Consider the following 16335-nt stretch of genomic DNA (forward strand, 5'->3'; position numbering starts at 1 on the left):
GCCGGCACTGCGCCCGATAACGGACTGCGATGCAGCGGCGCCAGGAGCGACGCCGGCAGTCGTGAGGTCATCATGCCCAACAAGACGAAAGGAATCCTGCGCGCCCACCAATCGCTGATCTCGCTGGCGCATCGCCTGAGCGACATCGTGGTGATCGTGCTCACCGGCGTGGTCCTGCTCAGCGCTGGCAACGGCGTGCTGGACGCACAGATCTGGGTCTCGGTGCTGCTCTGCGTGATGCTGTTCCACTGGCTCGGCGAGCTGAACCAGCTCTACGGCTCCTGGCGCGGCGAGTCGCTGCTGCGCGAATCGCTCAGCGTCACCCTGTACTGGTCGCTGGCGTTCTTCGCCGTGCTGCTGCTGGACATCTCCCTGCGCCACGTGGAACTGGAAGAACCCCGGCGCCTGGGCTGGTTCGCTGTCGCGCTGCTGATCATGTGCGGCTACCGCCTGGCCATCCGCATGCTGCTGCGCGTGGCCCGCCGCCATGGCTTCAACAGCCGCAACGTGGCCATCTACGGCACGGGTGAAGTCGGTGCGCGGCTGGCCGAGACCATCCTCGCCGCGCCCTGGATGGGCCTGCGCCTGATCGGCTTCTACGACGACCGCCCGCAACAGATGGAACTGGGCGAACGGGTGCCGGTGAAAGGCGACCGCCTGGCACTGATCGAGGCCGCCCGCTCGGGGCAGATCGACAAGGTCTACCTAACCCTGCCGCTGTCCCGCGAGCCGCTGCTCAACGAGCTGATCCGCGAGCTCTCCGACACCACGGTGTCGGTCTACCTGATCCCCGACCTGTTCATGTTCGACCTGCTGCACGCCCGCAGCGAGAGCATCAACGGGCTGGCCACCATCAGCATCTTCGACACGCCCATGGACGGCCCCAACGCCGTGCTCAAGCGCATCGAGGACGTGGTGCTGGCCTCGCTGATCCTGCTGCTGATCGCCGTGCCGATGCTGCTCATCGCGATCGCGGTGAAGCTCACGTCGCGCGGCCCGGTGCTGTTCCGCCAGACGCGCTACGGCATGGATGGCCGGCCCATCCGCGTCTGGAAATTCCGCAGCATGACGGTCATGGAGGACGGCGCCGCCGTCACCCAGGCCTCGCGCAACGATTGCCGCATCACCCCGCTGGGCGCCTTCCTGCGGCGCACCTCGCTGGATGAATTGCCACAGTTCTTCAACGTCTTGCTCGGCGACATGTCGGTGGTCGGCCCACGCCCCCACGCCGTGGCGCACAACGAGCAATACCGGCGTCAGGTCAGCCGCTACATGCTGCGTCACAAGGTCAAGCCGGGCATCACCGGCTGGGCCCAGGTGAACGGCTGGCGCGGCGAAACCGACACCCTGGAAAAGATGCAGAAACGCATCGAGTTCGATCTGGACTACATCGAGAACTGGTCCGTCTGGTGGGACCTGAAAATCGTCTTGCTGACCCTGTTCAAGGGTTTCGTCCACCGCAATGCCTATTGAGTTTCCACACACGCTTCAAGGAAGGATTGCCATGAAAAACCTGCTCGCTTTCAGCTTTGTAGTCGGCAGTCTGGCGCTACAAGGCTGCGTGTTCTCCCCCGGTCAGCACATGACGGATTCCGATATTCAGAGCGAGGCACAGAAACAGGGGATGAACATCACCCTCGTGCCCATCACGCCCCAGGTGCTGCAACGCCAGGAGGCCGCCTTCGCCGCCAAGCCCGGCGTCCCCGCGGAGCTGCTCAACTACCGCCCGCCCCAGGAGGACTATGTGATCGGCGGCGGCGACGTGCTGCTGGTGACCGTCTGGGACCACCCGGAACTGACCAGCCCCGGCTCCACCCAGCAGATGGAAGCCAACGGCCGCGTGGTCGGCGCCGACGGCAACATCTTCTTCCCCTATGCCGGCGTGGTGCGCGCCGAAGGGCAGACGCCGGCGCAGTTGCGCACACGCCTGGCCAGCCAGCTGGCGAAGAAAGGCATCGTCGATCCGCAGGTGGACGTCACCGTGCTGCGCTATGCCAGCCAGCACGTGGTGCTGTCCGGGGCCTTCCAGAACGGCGGGCAGGTGGAATTGAACAACACGCCCACGACCCTGGTGCAGGCGGTCAGCAAGGCCGGCGTGATCACCGGCGAGGCGGACCTGTCCGGCCTGGTGCTCAAGCGCGACGGCCGCGAATACCAGCTCGACGTCGATGCGCTGAACCGCGCAGGCTCGACCCTGAGCGGCATCTACCTGAAGAACGGCGACCAGATCCACTTGCCGTACAACGACCGCAAGAAAGTCTATGTGGTCGGTGAAGTGGAGCGTCCGCAGGTGGTCACCTACCGCACCACCGGCCTGTCGTTGCTGGAAGTGCTCGGCAACGCCGGCGGCCTGGCCCCGGAAACCTCCGACGGCGACTCGGTCTACGTGATCCGCGGCACCCCGCAACCGGCCGCTGGCACGGCGCCCAGTACCTTCCAGGCGCAGGTTTTCCACCTGGAAGCCAAGCGCCCGACGGCCTATGCGCTGGCCAAGGAATTCGCCATGCAGCCGCAGGACGTGGTGTTCATCGGCCCGGCCAACATCACCCGTTGGAACCGCTTCATCAGCCAGCTGCTGCCGTCGGCCAACATCGTCAGCACCAGCGCCGCCATCGGCGGCAACTGAGCGCAAGACATGCTGCCCGCGCCTGAGGCGCGGGCCGCCGCGACGGCTTGAGGATTATTCCTATGGCCCATGGCGGAATGCTGGAATCGACTCCTCACGGGGTGGTCGCCATCATCCGGCCATCGGGTGCAAGGACGCACCATCCCTTGGGTGGAGGCCATTCCACCGCTCTCTTTGGGGTCTTCCCCTAGCACAAGACCCCGAACCCGCCCGCGTTGCAGCGCCGGCGGGTTTTTTTTGCCCGGCGCTCCGGCCGGGGCCCACGCCCGACGCGCCGTTGGAGGTACCCCTCGCGAGGGACTGCAGCACGCCAGCGAGAGCTGTATCATATATTCCATAAAGAAATTACATATTAAGAATTAATTCTTTTTGGATTTATTGCCGTTCTTTTATCGTTGCCCCTGCGTTGCCGCGAGCTGTCTCGGACAGAACGGAAGCGGCTGGCGGTAAACCGCCAGCCGAAGGTGACGGGATGGCGGTTTTCCGCTGATCCGGCCCGGGGAAATGGCTCGTCAGGCGAGCCGGGGGCCGGATAAACGGGGGTGTTCGACAAGGCTCGCCGGTTGGCCTGGGGATTGCCTTGTCAGGTGGCGAATGCCCAGCGCATCGCCACAACAACAAGACACGAGAATCGATCCATGCCCTTCCCATCTTCTGCCGTATCCCTGTCCGCCTGCCTGCGCTTCGTTCCCGCCTAGCGGGGCGTCGAAAACAACCAACGAATCCTGCATGCCCGTCGTGCTTGCGCGCCGTGGCCGCTGCCGTTCGGTCGGACTCCCGGGGGAGCCAGTCGTTGTCGCGAATGGCGTGTTTCCAAGATCAATAAAATGGGGAAATTCCAATGAAAAGCCGCACTCTCACGCAATCGGGCCTCGCGCTCGCCATCGCTGCCGCGGGCCTCGCGCAATCTGCCGTCGCCGCTGGCTTCATCGAAGACAGCAAGGCCAACCTGACCCTGCGCAACTTCTACATCAACACCGACAACCGTAACGGCCCCGTAACCTCGTCTCAACCGAGCAAGTACGAAGAGTGGGGCCAGGGCTTCCTGCTCAACTACACCTCCGGTTTCACCGAAGGCACCGTGGGCTTCGGCGTCGATGCACTGGGCCTGCTGGGCGTACGTCTGGACAGTGGCAAGGGCACCCATTACAACCCGACCAGTTCGGCGTTTTCCGGTACCGTGTTCCCCACCGACAGCGACGGCCGCGCGGTGGACGACTTCGCTCACCTAGGCGCTACCGGCAAGGTAAAGGTCTCCAACACGCTGCTGCAGTACGGCACTCTGCTGCCGAAGCTGCCGGTCGTGACCTACAACGACGGCCGCCTGCTGCCGCAAACCTTCGAGGGTGGCCAGGTTACCTCTAACGAGTTCAAGGACCTCACCCTGCTCGGTGGTCAGCTGGAACACATGAAGGGCCGTAGCTCCAGCAACAACGAAGGCTTGTCCATCGCCGGCGCCAACAACGCGCAGACTGGCCAGTTCGTCAATAAGTTCTACTACGGCGGCGCCGACTACAAGCTGACCAAGGACCTGACGCTGCAGTACTACTACGGCAACCTGCAGGACTTCTACAAACAGCACTTCCTCGGCCTGCAGCACAACTGGGCCATCGGCCCGGGCGTACTGAAATCCGACCTGCGTTACTTCCACAGCAGCGACGACGGCAAAAACGGCCACGACAAGACCTACTACACCAACGGCTACTACGGTAACGGCGTGACCAAGGGTGAAGTCGACAACCGCGCCTGGAGCGGCCTGTTCACTTACACCGTCAGCGGTCACAGCTTCGGCGCCGGCTACCAGCAGCTCAGCGGCGACAGCGACTTCCCGTTCATCAACAACGGCGACGGTGCTACCGCCTACCTGATCACCGACGTGCAGATCGGCAAGTTCCTGCGCGCCGGCGAGCGCACCTGGCAGGTCCGCTACGGCTACGACTTCGCCCAGGCTGGCCTGCCGGGCCTGACCTTCCAGACCCTGTACCTGCACGGTGACAACATCGACACCAAGTACGGCGACAAGAGCGAGTGGGAACGTGATATCTCCCTGGCCTACGTGATCCCGGATGGCACCCTCAAGGGCCTGGGCTTCACCTGGAAGAACGCCGCGCTGCGCAGCGGTCTGCCGGTCAGCGGCTCGGGCACCGCGACCCAGCGCGACCAGGACGAAAACCGCCTGATCGTCAGCTACACCATCCCGCTGCTGTAATTCCTGCGGGCTGAAAAGAAGCCGCCGACCTCGCAAGAGGCGGCGGCTTTTTCATGGGCAGCGTTTGCAGGAGCGGGCCATGCCCGCGATCCGTGAGCAGGGCTCACGGCGCTGCGGACTTGCCGCGGGCCGCGGACGATGTTCACGGTCACGGGTGTGGCCCGTTCCTGCATGTGCGGTGCAATGAAAAAGGCCGTCGCTCCGCAGGGAGCGACGGCCTTTTTTGCCGCTGGCGAATCAGCGCTGCTGCGGTGCCGGCTGCTGCTGGGTGATGCAGTGGATGTTGCCGCCGCCCAGGAGGATTTCGCGGCCGGGCACCATGACGATCTCGTGCTCGGGGAAGATGCGCTTCAGGGTCGCTTCGGCCTCGGCGTCCGCCGGGTCGTCGAAGCGCGGGGCGATGATGCCGCCGTTGACGATCAGGAAGTTGACGTAGGAGCCGGCCAGGCGGATCGATGGATCGCGCGGCTGGGTGCCGATCACCAGGTCGATGCCTTCGCACTCGGCCTCGGTGGCGTGGATCGGGCCGGGGATGACGATCTTGTGCACGGTCAGCTGGCGGCCCTTGGCGTCGCGGGCATTTTCCAGCACGCGCATGGCGGCCTGGCAGCGTGCGTAGTTCGGATCGTTCTGATCGTCGGTCCAGGCCAGCAGCACCTCGCCGGGGCGCACGTAGCAGCAGAAGTTGTCGACGTGGCCGTCGGTCTCGTCGTTGAACAGGCCGTCCGGGAGCCAGATCACGGTGTCGATGGCCAGGTGCTCGCGCAGCACGTCCTCGATTTCTTCGCGGCTCATGTGCGGGTTGCGGTTGTGGTTGAGCAGGCATTCCTCGGTGGTGATCAGGGTGCCTTCACCGTCTACGTGGATGGAGCCGCCTTCCAGCACGAAACCTTCGGTGCGGTAGCCGTCGCAGCGCTCGATGCCGAGGATCTTGCTCGCCACCTGGTCATCGCGGTGCCAGGGGAAGTACAGGCCGCCTTCCAGACCGCCCCAGGCGTTGAAGGTCCAGTCCACGCCGCGTACGTCGCCCTGGTCATTGATGACGAAGGTCGGGCCGGTATCGCGCACCCAGGCGTCGTCGTTGCTGATTTCCACGACGCGGATGTTGGCAGCGTCGGCCAGCTGGGCGCGGGCGTTCTCGTACTGCCCAGCGGAGACGCCGACGGTCACCGGCTCGAAGCGGGCGATGGCACGGGCGACGGCGCTGAAGGCGGCCTGCGCGGGCTTGCCGCCCAGGCGCCAGTTGTCCGGGCGCTCGGGCCAGACCATCCAGGTCTGGGTGTGGGGTTCCCATTCCGCCGGCATGCGGAAGCCATCGGCGCGGGGTGTGCTGGTCAGCGTGGTCATGGGCGGTCCTTGGTGTGTGCTTCGTGGCAAGGTGAGGCCGATACCCGTCGCGGGACATCGCTGCGCTCCACCCATCCTACGGAGTGGGTTGTGTCATTCGGGAGGTCGTCGCCGGAGGGCCAGTATAGGTCGCGGTCCAGGCATCGCGTCGGGGTGCTCCCGGGTGGGAGAATTTATATCCGATAAAAATCGGTTAAAGAAGGGCTCATTGAAAATATTTAGGCCATTCATCCGGATATTTATCGGATAAAAATCGGTTATTGCAGGGGCGCTGGGCGCTTCGGCAGGCAGGGCGGGAGGTACAGCGACAGGTAGGCGTCGATCACCCGCATGCCTTCCTCGGCCAGGCGCTCGGTGATCTGCCCGTGGCGCTGCACGGAGAGGGCATAGACGCGGTCGCCCAGTTCGATGGCGAGGCTGAAGACCTCGATATCCCGGGGCAGCGGCGGCAGTTCGAAGTGGCGCTCGAACAGCGCGCGCATGGCCTGGCCAAGCTGCACGTCGTGCTGGCTGTCGGCCTGGGTCACCTCGGCGAGACCGTGGCTGGCGAGGATCAGCTGGCGCGCGGCGGCATCATCTGCGTAAACCGCGAGCGTGCGCTGCTCGACCAGCCGCGCGAGGTCGCGCCAGTCGCGCAGGGCGGCATGGTCGACGGGTTGTTCCAGGCAGGCACGGAAGGCCGCATGGACATCGCTGGTGAGCCCCTGGAGCAGCGCCGGCACGCTGGGGAAGAAGTGGTAGACGGAGGAGGGCGGGATGCCCGCGCGCTCGGCCACCGCGTAGATCGACAGGCCCGCTGCGCCGCTCTCGGCGAGCAGGGCGCGGGCCGCCGCGAGGATCACGGCGATGCGTGCCTGGCTGCTGGCGCGGGGCTTGCGGGTGGCAGAGGGTGCGGGCATGACGATCTCCGGAGCTGGGCGGCTATTGGACGCCAGCTCCGGGGTGCTCGGCAAGTCAGCTGCCGCCGGCGCGCAGCTTGCCCCAGACCTCGGTAATCACCGGGGCGGTCTTCTCCGGCGCGGTTTCCAGGGCGAACAGGCGGCGCTTGGTCTCCTGGTCCGGGTAGAGGCCCGGCTGGTCGCGCAGGGCGGCATCGAGGAACTGCGCGGAGTCCTTGTTGCCGTTGGGGTAAAGGGTGGCGGCGGTGATCTGCGCGGCGACCTTGGGCTGCATCAGGTAGTCGATGAACTTCAGCGCCAGGTCCGGGTGTTCGGCGGCAGCGGGGATGACCAGGTTGTCGATGAACAGCACCGAGCCTTCCTGCGGTACCACGAAGCGCACCGGCTGGCCGGCGTTGGCCGCGCCCAGGGCGTCGCCGACCCAGGCCATGGCGACGCACAGCTTGCCGGCGTTGAGGTCCTGGATGTAGCGCTCGCTGTCGATGTAGCGCAGGTTCGGGCGCAGCTGCGCGAGCACCTCGCCGGCGCGACGAATCTGCGACGGGGCGCTGCGGGCGAAGTTGCGGCCCTGGTAGTTCATCAGCACCGAGAAGGCTTCGTCCGGCGCATCCAGCAGGCTCATGCCACAGGCTTTCAGGCGCTGGCTCTGCTGCGGGTCGAACAGGATGCTCCAGCTGTCGGGCAGCTTGCCGCCGTAGGCCTTCTCCGCTTCGGGTTCGTTGATCGCCAGGCCCACGGCGCCCCACAGGTACGGCACGGCGTGCTGGTTGTTCGGATCGACCGCGGCCAGCTTGCTCAGCAGCTGCGTATCGAGGTGGCTGCGGTTGGGCAGCTTGGAAAGGTCCAGGGCCTGGATGCGCTTGTCGCGGATCAGGGCTGGCAGGTCGTTGTGCGAGGGCACGGCGACGTCGAATTTCTCACCGCTGTCCAGGGCCTTCTTGACCTCTTCGGCGGTGCTGTAGGTGGTGTATTCGACGCGGATGCCGGTGTCTTTCTCGAAGTCCTTGAGGACTTGCGGGGCGATGTAGTCGTTCCAGTTGTAGACGCGGATGACCGGGTCGGCCCAGGCGGACAGCGGGCACAACAACATCAGCATCAAGGCGTACAGGCGTGGCATTGGCGATCTCCCTGAATGAACCACGAAATCAGCGGATGCGGCAGTCAGTCGCCGCGCGACAGCAGTCAGCAAAGTCACGACAGACACGATGCGCCCGGTCGGGCGGATGGAGCATCGCGGGCAGGAAGGAACGACGGAGGTGACTCGCCCAGGCGCCCCTCCTCGCCGTTGCGATGTCGCAGTTCCCCTGGGTGTGCCAGCGGCACAAGGAAACGCCGGCACAAGGGCCGGCGTTTCGTTTACCACTTATACGGTGTGCAAGTACCAGTTGTACTCGAGGTCGGAGATCGAATACTCGAACTCCTGCATCTCATGCTCCTTGCACGCGACGAAGATGTCGATGTACTCGGGGCTGATGTACTTGTTCATCACGTCGCTGTCGTCCAGCTCGCGCAGGGCATCGCGCAGGTTGTTCGGCAGGCTCTGTTCCAGCTGCTCGTAGGCGTTGCCTTCGATCGGCGCGCCCGGCTCGACCTGGTTGGTCAGGCCGTGGTGGATGCCGGCCAGTACCGCCGAGAGCAGCAGGTACGGGTTGGCATCGGCGCCGGCGACGCGGTGCTCCAGGCGCACCGCTTCCGGCGTGCCGGTGGGCACGCGCAGGGCGACGGTGCGGTTGTCCAGGCCCCAGCTCGGTGCGTTCGGCACGAAGAAGGCCGAACCGAAACGGCGGTACGAGTTGACGTTCGGGCAGAGGAACGCCATCGACGCCGGCAGGGTCTCGAGCACACCGCCGATCGCGTGGCGCAACGCGGCGTTCTGCTCGGGATCCTCGCTGGTGAAGATATTCTTGCCGTCCTTGTCGAGCAGCGAGACGTGGACGTGCAGACCGTTGCCAGCCTGGCCCGGGTAGGGCTTGGCCATGAAGGTCGAATCCATCTCGTGGTCGTAGGCGACGTTCTTGATCAGGCGCTTGAGCAGGACTGCGTAGTCGCAGGCCTTCAGGGCGTCGTCAACGTGGTGCATGTTGACTTCGAACTGGGCCGGGGCGCTTTCCTTGACGATCGCGTCGGCCGGGATGCCCTGGGCGCGGGCGCCATCGATGATGTCCTGCAGGCAGTCGGCGTACTCGTCGAGGTCGTCGATGGAATAGACCTGCACCGATTGCGGACGCTTGCCGGAGATCGGCGAGCGCGGCGGCTGCGGACGGCCGTTCACGTTCTCCTGGTCGATCAGGTAGAACTCCAGCTCGAAGGCCGCAACGATGGTCAGGCCGATGTCGGTGAACTTCTGCACCACTTGACGCAGCACTTCACGGGGATCGGCGAAGAAGGGTTGCCCTTCCATCTCGTGCATGGTCATCAGCAGCTGCGCGGTGGGGCGCTTCTGCCAGGGTTCCATGGAGAGGGTGTTGGGGATGGGGTAGCAGACGCGATCCGCGTCGCCAATGTCCAGGCCGAGGCCGGTGCTTTCTACGGTGGAGCCGGTGATGTCGAGAGCGAAGAGAGAGGCGGGGAGGTTGATGCCTTTCTCATAGACTTTGGGCAGGTTGGTGCGTTCGATGCGCTTGCCGCGCACCACACCGTTCATGTCTGCAATAAGGAGGTCGACGAATTGGACCTCGGGGTGTTCCTTCAGGAACTCACTCGCTTCTTCGAGCGACACGGCACTCTGGGGTACCGACATGATGTAACACCTTTATTGTTAAAAATTTCAATCATTCGAAAGCTGAGGTGTGAGTCAATCCGAATTGGCAAGGGTTGTCAATGTCGCACCAAAGTGGGGCGCACAACTCCTGATGGGCCGTTTTTGGGGCGTTTCGAGCCGCTTTTGATTCGCGGAGAGCCTTGGCTGGCGGGCTGTTCAGTGGGGCGTGTTTGATTTTTTACATGACTATTGTGTAAAAAAATGAACAAGGCTAAGCTCGGCCTCAAGCCCATAACACTTACAAACACGGGTGTCCCATGTCTCGCCTGCCGTTAATCGGCGTGTCCGCCTGCCTCAAGCAGATCGGTTCCAAACCCTACCATGTTGCTGGCGACAAATACCTCAGAGCGCTGATCTCCGGGGCCTCGGGCATTCCTTTGATCATTCCCTCCCTGGGCGATGCCATCGACCAGGAAGCCATGTTGGCCGCGTTCGACGGCCTGCTCTTCACGGGCTCGGCGTCGAACGTCGAACCCCATCATTATAGTGGCTCCGCAAGCGTAGCAGGCACCCCTCACGATCCCGAGCGCGACAGCACGACGCTGCCGCTGATCCGCCGCGCCGTCGCGGCCGGGATTCCGGTGCTGGGCATCTGCCGCGGATTCCAGGAAATGAACGTCGCCTTCGGCGGTTCGCTGCACCAGAAAGTGCACGAAACCCCGGGCTTCATGGACCACCGCGAACCCGCCGGTGAGCCGATCGAAATCCAGTACGGGCTGCGGCACGTCGTCGACGTGCAGCCGGGCGGCGTTTTCGCCGGTATCGGGCTACCCTCGCAGTTCCAGGTCAACTCCATTCACGGCCAGGGCGTTGATCGTCTGGCGCCCGGCCTTCGTGTAGAAGCTCTGGCGCCTGACGGGTTGGTTGAAGCCTTCTCCGTCGAAGGTGCGGCCTTCGCCGTCGGGGTGCAGTGGCACCCGGAATGGCAGGTCGAAACGAACCCCAACTATCTCGCCATCTTCCAGGCTTTCGGCAAAGCCTGCGGCAAGAGGGCGGGGAACCGCTGAGCCTGGCGTTGGGGCCGGGCTCTCATACCCTGAGGTCTTTATGACTAGCACGTTAGACCAGCTGAGCGGCTGGTTGAAGGAACGCAAGATCACCGAAGTGGAATGCATGATCGCCGACCTGACCGGGATTGCCCGGGGCAAGATCGCGCCGACCGCGAAATTCCTCAACGAGAAGGGCATGCGCCTGCCGGAGAGCGTTCTCCTGCAGACCGTGACCGGTGATTACGTCGAGGACGACATCTATTACGACCTGCTGGACCCGGCCGACATCGATATGGTCTGCCGCCCGGACGAGAATGCCGTGTTCCTCGTCCCCTGGGCCATCGAGCCGACCGCGATGGTCATCCACGACACCTACGACAAGCTGGGCAACCCCATCGAGCTGTCGCCGCGCAACGTGCTCAAGCGCGTGCTCAAGCTTTACGCCGACAAGGGCTGGCGGCCCATCGTCGCGCCGGAGATGGAGTTCTACCTGACCAAGCGCAGCGACGACCCCGACTACCCGCTGCAGGCGCCGATCGGCCGCTCCGGTCGCCAGGAGACCGGCCGCCAGTCCTTCTCCATCGACGCGGCGAACGAATTCGACCCGCTGTTCGAGGACATGTACGACTGGTGCGAACTGCAGGGCCTGGATCTGGACACCCTGATCCATGAAGAAGGCACCGCGCAGATGGAGATCAACTTCCGTCACGGCGATGCCCTGGACCTGGCCGACCAGATCGTGGTGTTCAAGCGCACCATGCGCGAGGCCGCGCTCAAGCACAACGTCGCCGCCACCTTCATGGCCAAGCCGATGACCGGTGAGCCGGGCAGCGCCATGCACCTGCACCAGAGCATCGTCGACATCCAGACCGGCAAGAACATCTTCTCCAACGCCGACGGCAGCATGAGCGAGCTGTTCCTGCACCACATCGGCGGCCTGCAGAAGCTGATTCCCGAGGCGCTGCCGCTGTTCGCCCCGAACGTCAACTCGTTCCGCCGCTTCCTGCCCGATACCTCGGCGCCGGTGAACGTGGAGTGGGGCGAGGAGAACCGCACCGTGGGCCTGCGCGTGCCGGACTCCACCCCGGACAACCGCCGCGTCGAGAACCGCCTGGCCGGCGCCGACGCCAACCCTTACCTGGCCCTGGCGGCCAGCCTGCTGTGCGGCTACATCGGCATGGTCGAAGGGCTCAAACCCAGTGCCCAGGTCAAGGGCCGCGGCTACGAACGGCGTAACCTGCGCCTGCCGCTGACCATCGAGGCCGCCCTGGAGTGCATGGAAGGCAGCAAGACCCTGGAGAAATACCTGGGTGACAAGTTCATTCGAGGCTACGTCGCGGTGAAACGCGCCGAGCACGAGAACTTCAAGCGAGTAATCAGTTCCTGGGAGCGTGAGTTCCTCCTGCTTTCTGTCTGATCGGCGTGGGGGCCGGCGCGTGGCCGGGCCCCGTGTTTCTTAGAGAAGAGGTTTTATCAAGATGACTAACCAGACCAGCGCCAACACCCAACACTGGCAGGCGCTCAGCCGCGATCACCACCTGGCTCCGTTCACCGACTACAAGCAGCTGAACGAGAAGGGTGCGCGCATCATCACCAAGGCCGAAGGCGTGTACCTGTGGGACAGCGAGGGCAACAAGATCCTCGACGGCATGGCTGGCCTGTGGTGCGTGAACGTCGGCTACGGTCGCAAGGAGCTTGCTGAAGCCGCCTACAAGCAGATGCAGGAACTGCCCTACTACAACCTGTTCTTCCAGACCGCCCACCCGCCGGCGCTGGAGCTGGCCAAGGCCATCGCCGACATCGCCCCCGAAGGCATGAACCACGTGTTCTTCACCGGTTCGGGCTCCGAATCCAACGACACCGTGCTGCGCATGGTCCGTCACTACTGGAGCATCAAGGGCCAGCCGCAGAAGAAAGTGGTCATCGGCCGCTGGAACGGCTACCACGGCTCCACTGTCGCCGGCGTCAGCCTCGGCGGCATGAAGGCGCTGCACGAGCAGGGCGACCTGCCGATCCCGGGTATCGAGCACATCGCCCAGCCCTACTGGTTCGGCGAAGGCGGCGACATGGACCCGGAAGAGTTCGGCGTCTGGGCGGCCGAGCAGCTGGAGAAGAAGATTCTCGAAGTCGGCGAAGACAAGGTCGCCGCCTTCATTGCCGAGCCCCTGCAGGGCGCGGGCGGCGTGATCGTTCCGCCGAAGTCCTACTGGCCGAAGATCCGCGAGATCCTCGCCAAGTACGACATCCTGTTCATCGCCGACGAAGTCATCTGCGGCTTCGGCCGTACCGGCGAGTGGTTCGGCAGCCAGTACTTCGGCAACGCCCCGGACCTGATGCCGATCGCCAAGGGCCTCACCAGCGGCTACATCCCCATGGGCGGCGTGATCGTTCGCGACGAGATCGTCCATACCCTGAATGAGGGTGGGGAGTTCTACCACGGCTTCACTTACTCTGGTCACCCGGTCGCCGCTGCGGTGGCGCTGGAGAACATCCGCATCCTGCGGGAAGAGAAGATCGTCGAGAAGGTGAAGGCCGAAACGGCACCGTATTTGCAGCAGCGCTGGCAAGAGCTGGCCGACCATCCCCTGGTGGGCGAAGCCCGCGGGGTAGGCCTGGTGGCAGCACTGGAGCTGGTGAAGAACAAGAAGACCCGCGAGCGCTTCGACGGCAAGGGCGTCGGGATGCTGTGCCGCGAGCACTGCTTCCGTAATGGTCTGATCATGCGCGCGGTGGGAGACACTATGATTATCTCGCCGCCGCTGGTGATCGAAAAATCGCAGATCGATGATCTGATCACCCTGGCGCGAAAGTGCCTCGATCAAACCGCCGCAGCCGTTCTGTCTTGAGTCTTTCACCAGACCTTTGACAGACTGCGCCTGTGCGTTGGCCAGGCTCACCGGGTGGTGACGGAAGGAGATGTCCACGCCACCCGGAACATCAAAAAAACAAACGGAGCTACCCGCATGTTCAAGACCTTCGGCAAATCCCTGCTCGCCGTGACGCTGGCAGGTGCTGTGGCTGGTATGGCGCAGGCTGACGACAAAGTACTGCACGTCTACAACTGGTCGGACTACATCGCGCCGGGCACGGTCGATCAGTTCACCAAGGAAACCGGAATCAAGGTCGTCTACGACGTCTACGACAGCAACGAAGTGCTGGAGGCCAAGCTGCTGGCCGGCAAGTCGGGCTACGACATCGTGGTGCCGTCCAACTCCTTCCTGGCCAAGCAGATCAAGGCTGGCGTCTACCAGCCGCTGGACAAGTCCAAGCTGCCGAACTGGAAGAACCTCAACCCCGACCTGATGAAGACCCTGGAGATCAGCGACCCGGGCAACCAGTACGCGATCCCGTACCTGTGGGGCACCATCGGCATCGGCTACAACCCGGACAAGGTCAAGGCCGCGCTGGGCGACAACGCTCCGGTGGACTCCTGGGATCTGGTGTTCAAGCCGGAAAACATCCAGAAGCTGAAGGCCTGCGGCGTGAGCTTCCTCGACTCGCCGACCGAGATGCTCCCGGCCGCCCTGCATTACCTGGGCTACAAGCCCGATAGCCAGGACCCGAAAGAGCTGAAGGAAGCCGAAGCGCTGTTCCTGAAGATTCGTCCGTACATCTCCTACTTCCACTCCTCCAAGTACATCTCCGACATCGCCAACGGCAACATCTGCGTGGCCATCGGTTACTCGGGTGACGTCTACCAGGCCAAGTCCCGCGCTGAAGAAGCCAAGAACAAGGTCACTGTGAAGTACAACATTCCCAAGGAAGGTGCTGGCGCGTTCTTCGACACCGTCGCCATTCCGAAGGATGCGGAGAACTCCGAAGCCGCGCTGAAGTGGATCAACTTCCTGCTCGAGCCGAAGGTCATCGCCGAGATCAGCGATACCGTTTCCTACCCGAACGGCAACGCCGCCGCCACCCCGCTGGTGAGCGAGGCCATTCGCAAGGATCCGGGCATCTACCCGACCGACGAGGTGATGAAGAAGCTGTACGCCTTCCCGGACCTGCCGGCGAAGACCCAGCGTCTGATGACCCGCAGCTGGACCACCATCAAGTCCGGCAAGTAATCGGGTAGTCGCTGCCGCCTGGCGCGGCAGTGGATGGTCCGGGCAAGCGGCGGGGGAGTGCGCTCCTCCGCCCGCTACCGGCAGCAACACACAGCTTCCATCGGTGGAATGGCTGCGCAAGCCCCGGCGCTCTCGTGCTGATGGAGGTTTCGGCGCTATCCACGGACCGGTCGTCGAAACCCCGGCAGCAACCGACTGAAGTAGCAATAAACAACGAGAGGACTCACGTGTGCGTATTCCCTTCCGCAGAACCCTGATCGCAGCAGTCTCCGTCTTCGGCCTGACTTCGCTGGCGCAGGCGCAGCAGACCGTCCACATCTACAACTGGTCGGACTACATCGGTGAAACCACTCTCGCCGATTTCGAGAAGGAAACCGGTATCAAGCCGGTGTACGACGTCTTCGACTCCAACGAAACCCTGGAAGGCAAGCTGCTGGCCGGCCGCACCGGCTATGACGTGGTCGTGCCGTCCAACCACTTCCTCGGCCGCCAGATCAAGGCCGGCGCATTCCAGAAGCTGGACAAGAGCCAGCTGCCGAACTGGTCGAACCTCGACCCGCACCTGATGAAGCAGCTCGAGGCGAACGACCCGGGCAACCTGTACGGCGTGCCGTACCTGTGGGGCACCAACGGCATCGGCTACAACGTCGAGAAGGTCAAGGCCGCGCTGGGTGTCGAGAAGATCGATTCGTGGGCTGTGCTCTTCGAGCCCGAGAACATGAAAAAGCTCAGCCAGTGTGGCGTCGCCTTCCTCGATTCGGGCGACGAGATGATGCCGGCTGTGCTCAAGTACCTGGGGCTGGACCCCAACAGCACCAACCCGGACGACTACAAGAAAGTGGAAGAAGAGCTGATGGCGGTGCGTCCGTACGTCACCTACTTCCACTCCTCCAAGTACATCTCCGACCTGGCCAACGGCAACATCTGCGTGGCGGCCGGTTTCTCCGGTGACGTATTCCAGGCCGCCAACCGCGCCAAGGAAGCCGGCAAGGGCGTGAACATCGCCTACGCCATTCCCAAGGAAGGCGCCAACCTCTGGTTCGACATCCTCGCCATTCCCAAGGATGCCTCCAACCCGAAGGCGGCCCACGCGTTCATCAACTACCTGCTCAAACCCGAGGTGATCGCCAAGGTCAGCGATTACGTCGGTTACGCCAACCCGAACCCCAAGGCTGGCGAATTCATGGATGAGTCCGTGCGCAACAATCCTGAGGTGTACCCCTCCCAGGAGGTTCTCGACAAACTCTTCGTGCAGCATGAGCTGCCGCCGAAGACCCTGCGCCTCATGACCCGTTCCTGGACCAAGATCAAGTCGGGCAAGTAAGGCGGTTTCCCCCAATCCGTCCGCGCGGGCACGGAGCGTCGCAGGGCCTCTCGTAAGGCGTTGCGGCGCACGTACACTGCGCCAGCCCTGAGTAATACCAAGCATGCCCGGCCGCG

Annotated in this window: 12 protein-coding genes; 8 read left to right on the forward strand and 4 right to left on the reverse strand. The window is 63.8% G+C overall.

The annotated features are described in order from the left end of the window. The first annotated feature begins 72 nt into the window (after positions 1–72). From ACNFIA_RS10550 to ACNFIA_RS10560, 3 genes are all read left to right on the forward strand, one after another. Positions 73–1473: an undecaprenyl-phosphate glucose phosphotransferase gene (locus ACNFIA_RS10550; RefSeq protein ID WP_416784696.1), complete on the forward strand. Its 1401-nt coding sequence runs from the start codon at positions 73–75 to the stop codon at positions 1471–1473. Between the two features lie 31 nt (positions 1474–1504). Next, positions 1505–2626 (forward strand): polysaccharide biosynthesis/export family protein, encoded by a 1122-nt coding sequence (locus tag ACNFIA_RS10555; protein ID WP_259758002.1) that lies wholly within the window; start codon positions 1505–1507, stop codon positions 2624–2626. A gap of 841 nt (positions 2627–3467) precedes the next feature. After that, positions 3468–4835, forward strand: coding sequence for an OprD family porin (locus ACNFIA_RS10560; RefSeq protein WP_416784698.1), 1368 nt, complete (start codon positions 3468–3470; stop codon positions 4833–4835). Positions 4836–5072: 237 nt separating this feature from the next. Here ACNFIA_RS10560 and aguA read toward each other — a convergent pair whose 3' ends face one another. From aguA to ACNFIA_RS10580, 4 genes are all read right to left on the reverse strand, one after another. Continuing rightward, complete coding sequence (gene aguA, locus ACNFIA_RS10565) at positions 5073–6182, reverse strand: agmatine deiminase (protein ID WP_259757999.1); 1110 nt, start codon at positions 6180–6182, stop codon at positions 5073–5075. 257 nt (positions 6183–6439) lie between these two features. Then, positions 6440–7081, reverse strand: a complete 642-nt coding sequence (locus ACNFIA_RS10570; RefSeq protein ID WP_416784701.1) for a TetR/AcrR family transcriptional regulator — start codon at positions 7079–7081, stop codon at positions 6440–6442. A 55-nt stretch (positions 7082–7136) separates the two neighbouring features. Then, entirely contained in the window at positions 7137–8198 is a 1062-nt protein-coding gene (locus ACNFIA_RS10575; protein ID WP_416784703.1) for a polyamine ABC transporter substrate-binding protein, read from the reverse strand. A 246-nt stretch (positions 8199–8444) separates the two neighbouring features. Beyond that, positions 8445–9821 (reverse strand): glutamine synthetase family protein, encoded by a 1377-nt coding sequence (locus ACNFIA_RS10580; RefSeq protein ID WP_259757996.1) that lies wholly within the window; start codon positions 9819–9821, stop codon positions 8445–8447. A 278-nt stretch (positions 9822–10099) separates the two neighbouring features. Here ACNFIA_RS10580 and ACNFIA_RS10585 point away from each other — a divergent pair, with 278 nt between their 5' ends. The 5 genes from ACNFIA_RS10585 to ACNFIA_RS10605 all read left to right on the forward strand — a co-directional run bounded on the left by ACNFIA_RS10585 (position 10100) and on the right by ACNFIA_RS10605 (position 16219). Continuing rightward, entirely contained in the window at positions 10100–10849 is a 750-nt protein-coding gene (locus tag ACNFIA_RS10585; RefSeq protein WP_259757995.1) for a gamma-glutamyl-gamma-aminobutyrate hydrolase family protein, read from the forward strand. 40 nt (positions 10850–10889) lie between these two features. Then, positions 10890–12248, forward strand: a complete 1359-nt coding sequence (locus ACNFIA_RS10590) for a glutamine synthetase family protein (protein WP_259757994.1) — start codon at positions 10890–10892, stop codon at positions 12246–12248. A gap of 61 nt (positions 12249–12309) precedes the next feature. Continuing rightward, positions 12310–13677, forward strand: coding sequence for an aspartate aminotransferase family protein (locus ACNFIA_RS10595; protein ID WP_017520806.1), 1368 nt, complete (start codon positions 12310–12312; stop codon positions 13675–13677). A 117-nt stretch (positions 13678–13794) separates the two neighbouring features. Then, entirely contained in the window at positions 13795–14895 is a 1101-nt protein-coding gene (locus ACNFIA_RS10600; protein ID WP_259757993.1) for a polyamine ABC transporter substrate-binding protein, read from the forward strand. Between the two features lie 256 nt (positions 14896–15151). After that, complete coding sequence (locus tag ACNFIA_RS10605) at positions 15152–16219, forward strand: polyamine ABC transporter substrate-binding protein (RefSeq protein ID WP_416785404.1); 1068 nt, start codon at positions 15152–15154, stop codon at positions 16217–16219. Positions 16220–16335: the final 116 nt, after the last annotated feature.

The organism is Pseudomonas sp. NY15437, from assembly GCF_048068435.1.
GTDB lineage: Bacteria > Pseudomonadota > Gammaproteobacteria > Pseudomonadales > Pseudomonadaceae > Pseudomonas > Pseudomonas nitroreducens_B.

Excerpts from the sequence above, each read along its gene's own strand:
- ACNFIA_RS10550 (WP_416784696.1), top strand. The coding sequence starts at position 73 with ATGCCCAACAAGACGAAAGGAATCCTGCGCGCCCACCAATCGCTGATC.
- ACNFIA_RS10555 (WP_259758002.1), top strand. The coding sequence starts at position 1,505 with ATGAAAAACCTGCTCGCTTTCAGCTTTGTAGTCGGCAGTCTGGCGCTA.
- ACNFIA_RS10560 (WP_416784698.1), top strand. The coding sequence starts at position 3,468 with ATGAAAAGCCGCACTCTCACGCAATCGGGCCTCGCGCTCGCCATCGCT.
- aguA (WP_259757999.1), bottom strand. The coding sequence starts at position 6,182 with ATGACCACGCTGACCAGCACACCCCGCGCCGATGGCTTCCGCATGCCG.
- ACNFIA_RS10570 (WP_416784701.1), bottom strand. The coding sequence starts at position 7,081 with ATGCCCGCACCCTCTGCCACCCGCAAGCCCCGCGCCAGCAGCCAGGCA.
- ACNFIA_RS10575 (WP_416784703.1), bottom strand. The coding sequence starts at position 8,198 with ATGCCACGCCTGTACGCCTTGATGCTGATGTTGTTGTGCCCGCTGTCC.
- ACNFIA_RS10580 (WP_259757996.1), bottom strand. The coding sequence starts at position 9,821 with ATGTCGGTACCCCAGAGTGCCGTGTCGCTCGAAGAAGCGAGTGAGTTC.
- ACNFIA_RS10585 (WP_259757995.1), top strand. The coding sequence starts at position 10,100 with ATGTCTCGCCTGCCGTTAATCGGCGTGTCCGCCTGCCTCAAGCAGATC.
- ACNFIA_RS10590 (WP_259757994.1), top strand. The coding sequence starts at position 10,890 with ATGACTAGCACGTTAGACCAGCTGAGCGGCTGGTTGAAGGAACGCAAG.
- ACNFIA_RS10595 (WP_017520806.1), top strand. The coding sequence starts at position 12,310 with ATGACTAACCAGACCAGCGCCAACACCCAACACTGGCAGGCGCTCAGC.
- ACNFIA_RS10600 (WP_259757993.1), top strand. The coding sequence starts at position 13,795 with ATGTTCAAGACCTTCGGCAAATCCCTGCTCGCCGTGACGCTGGCAGGT.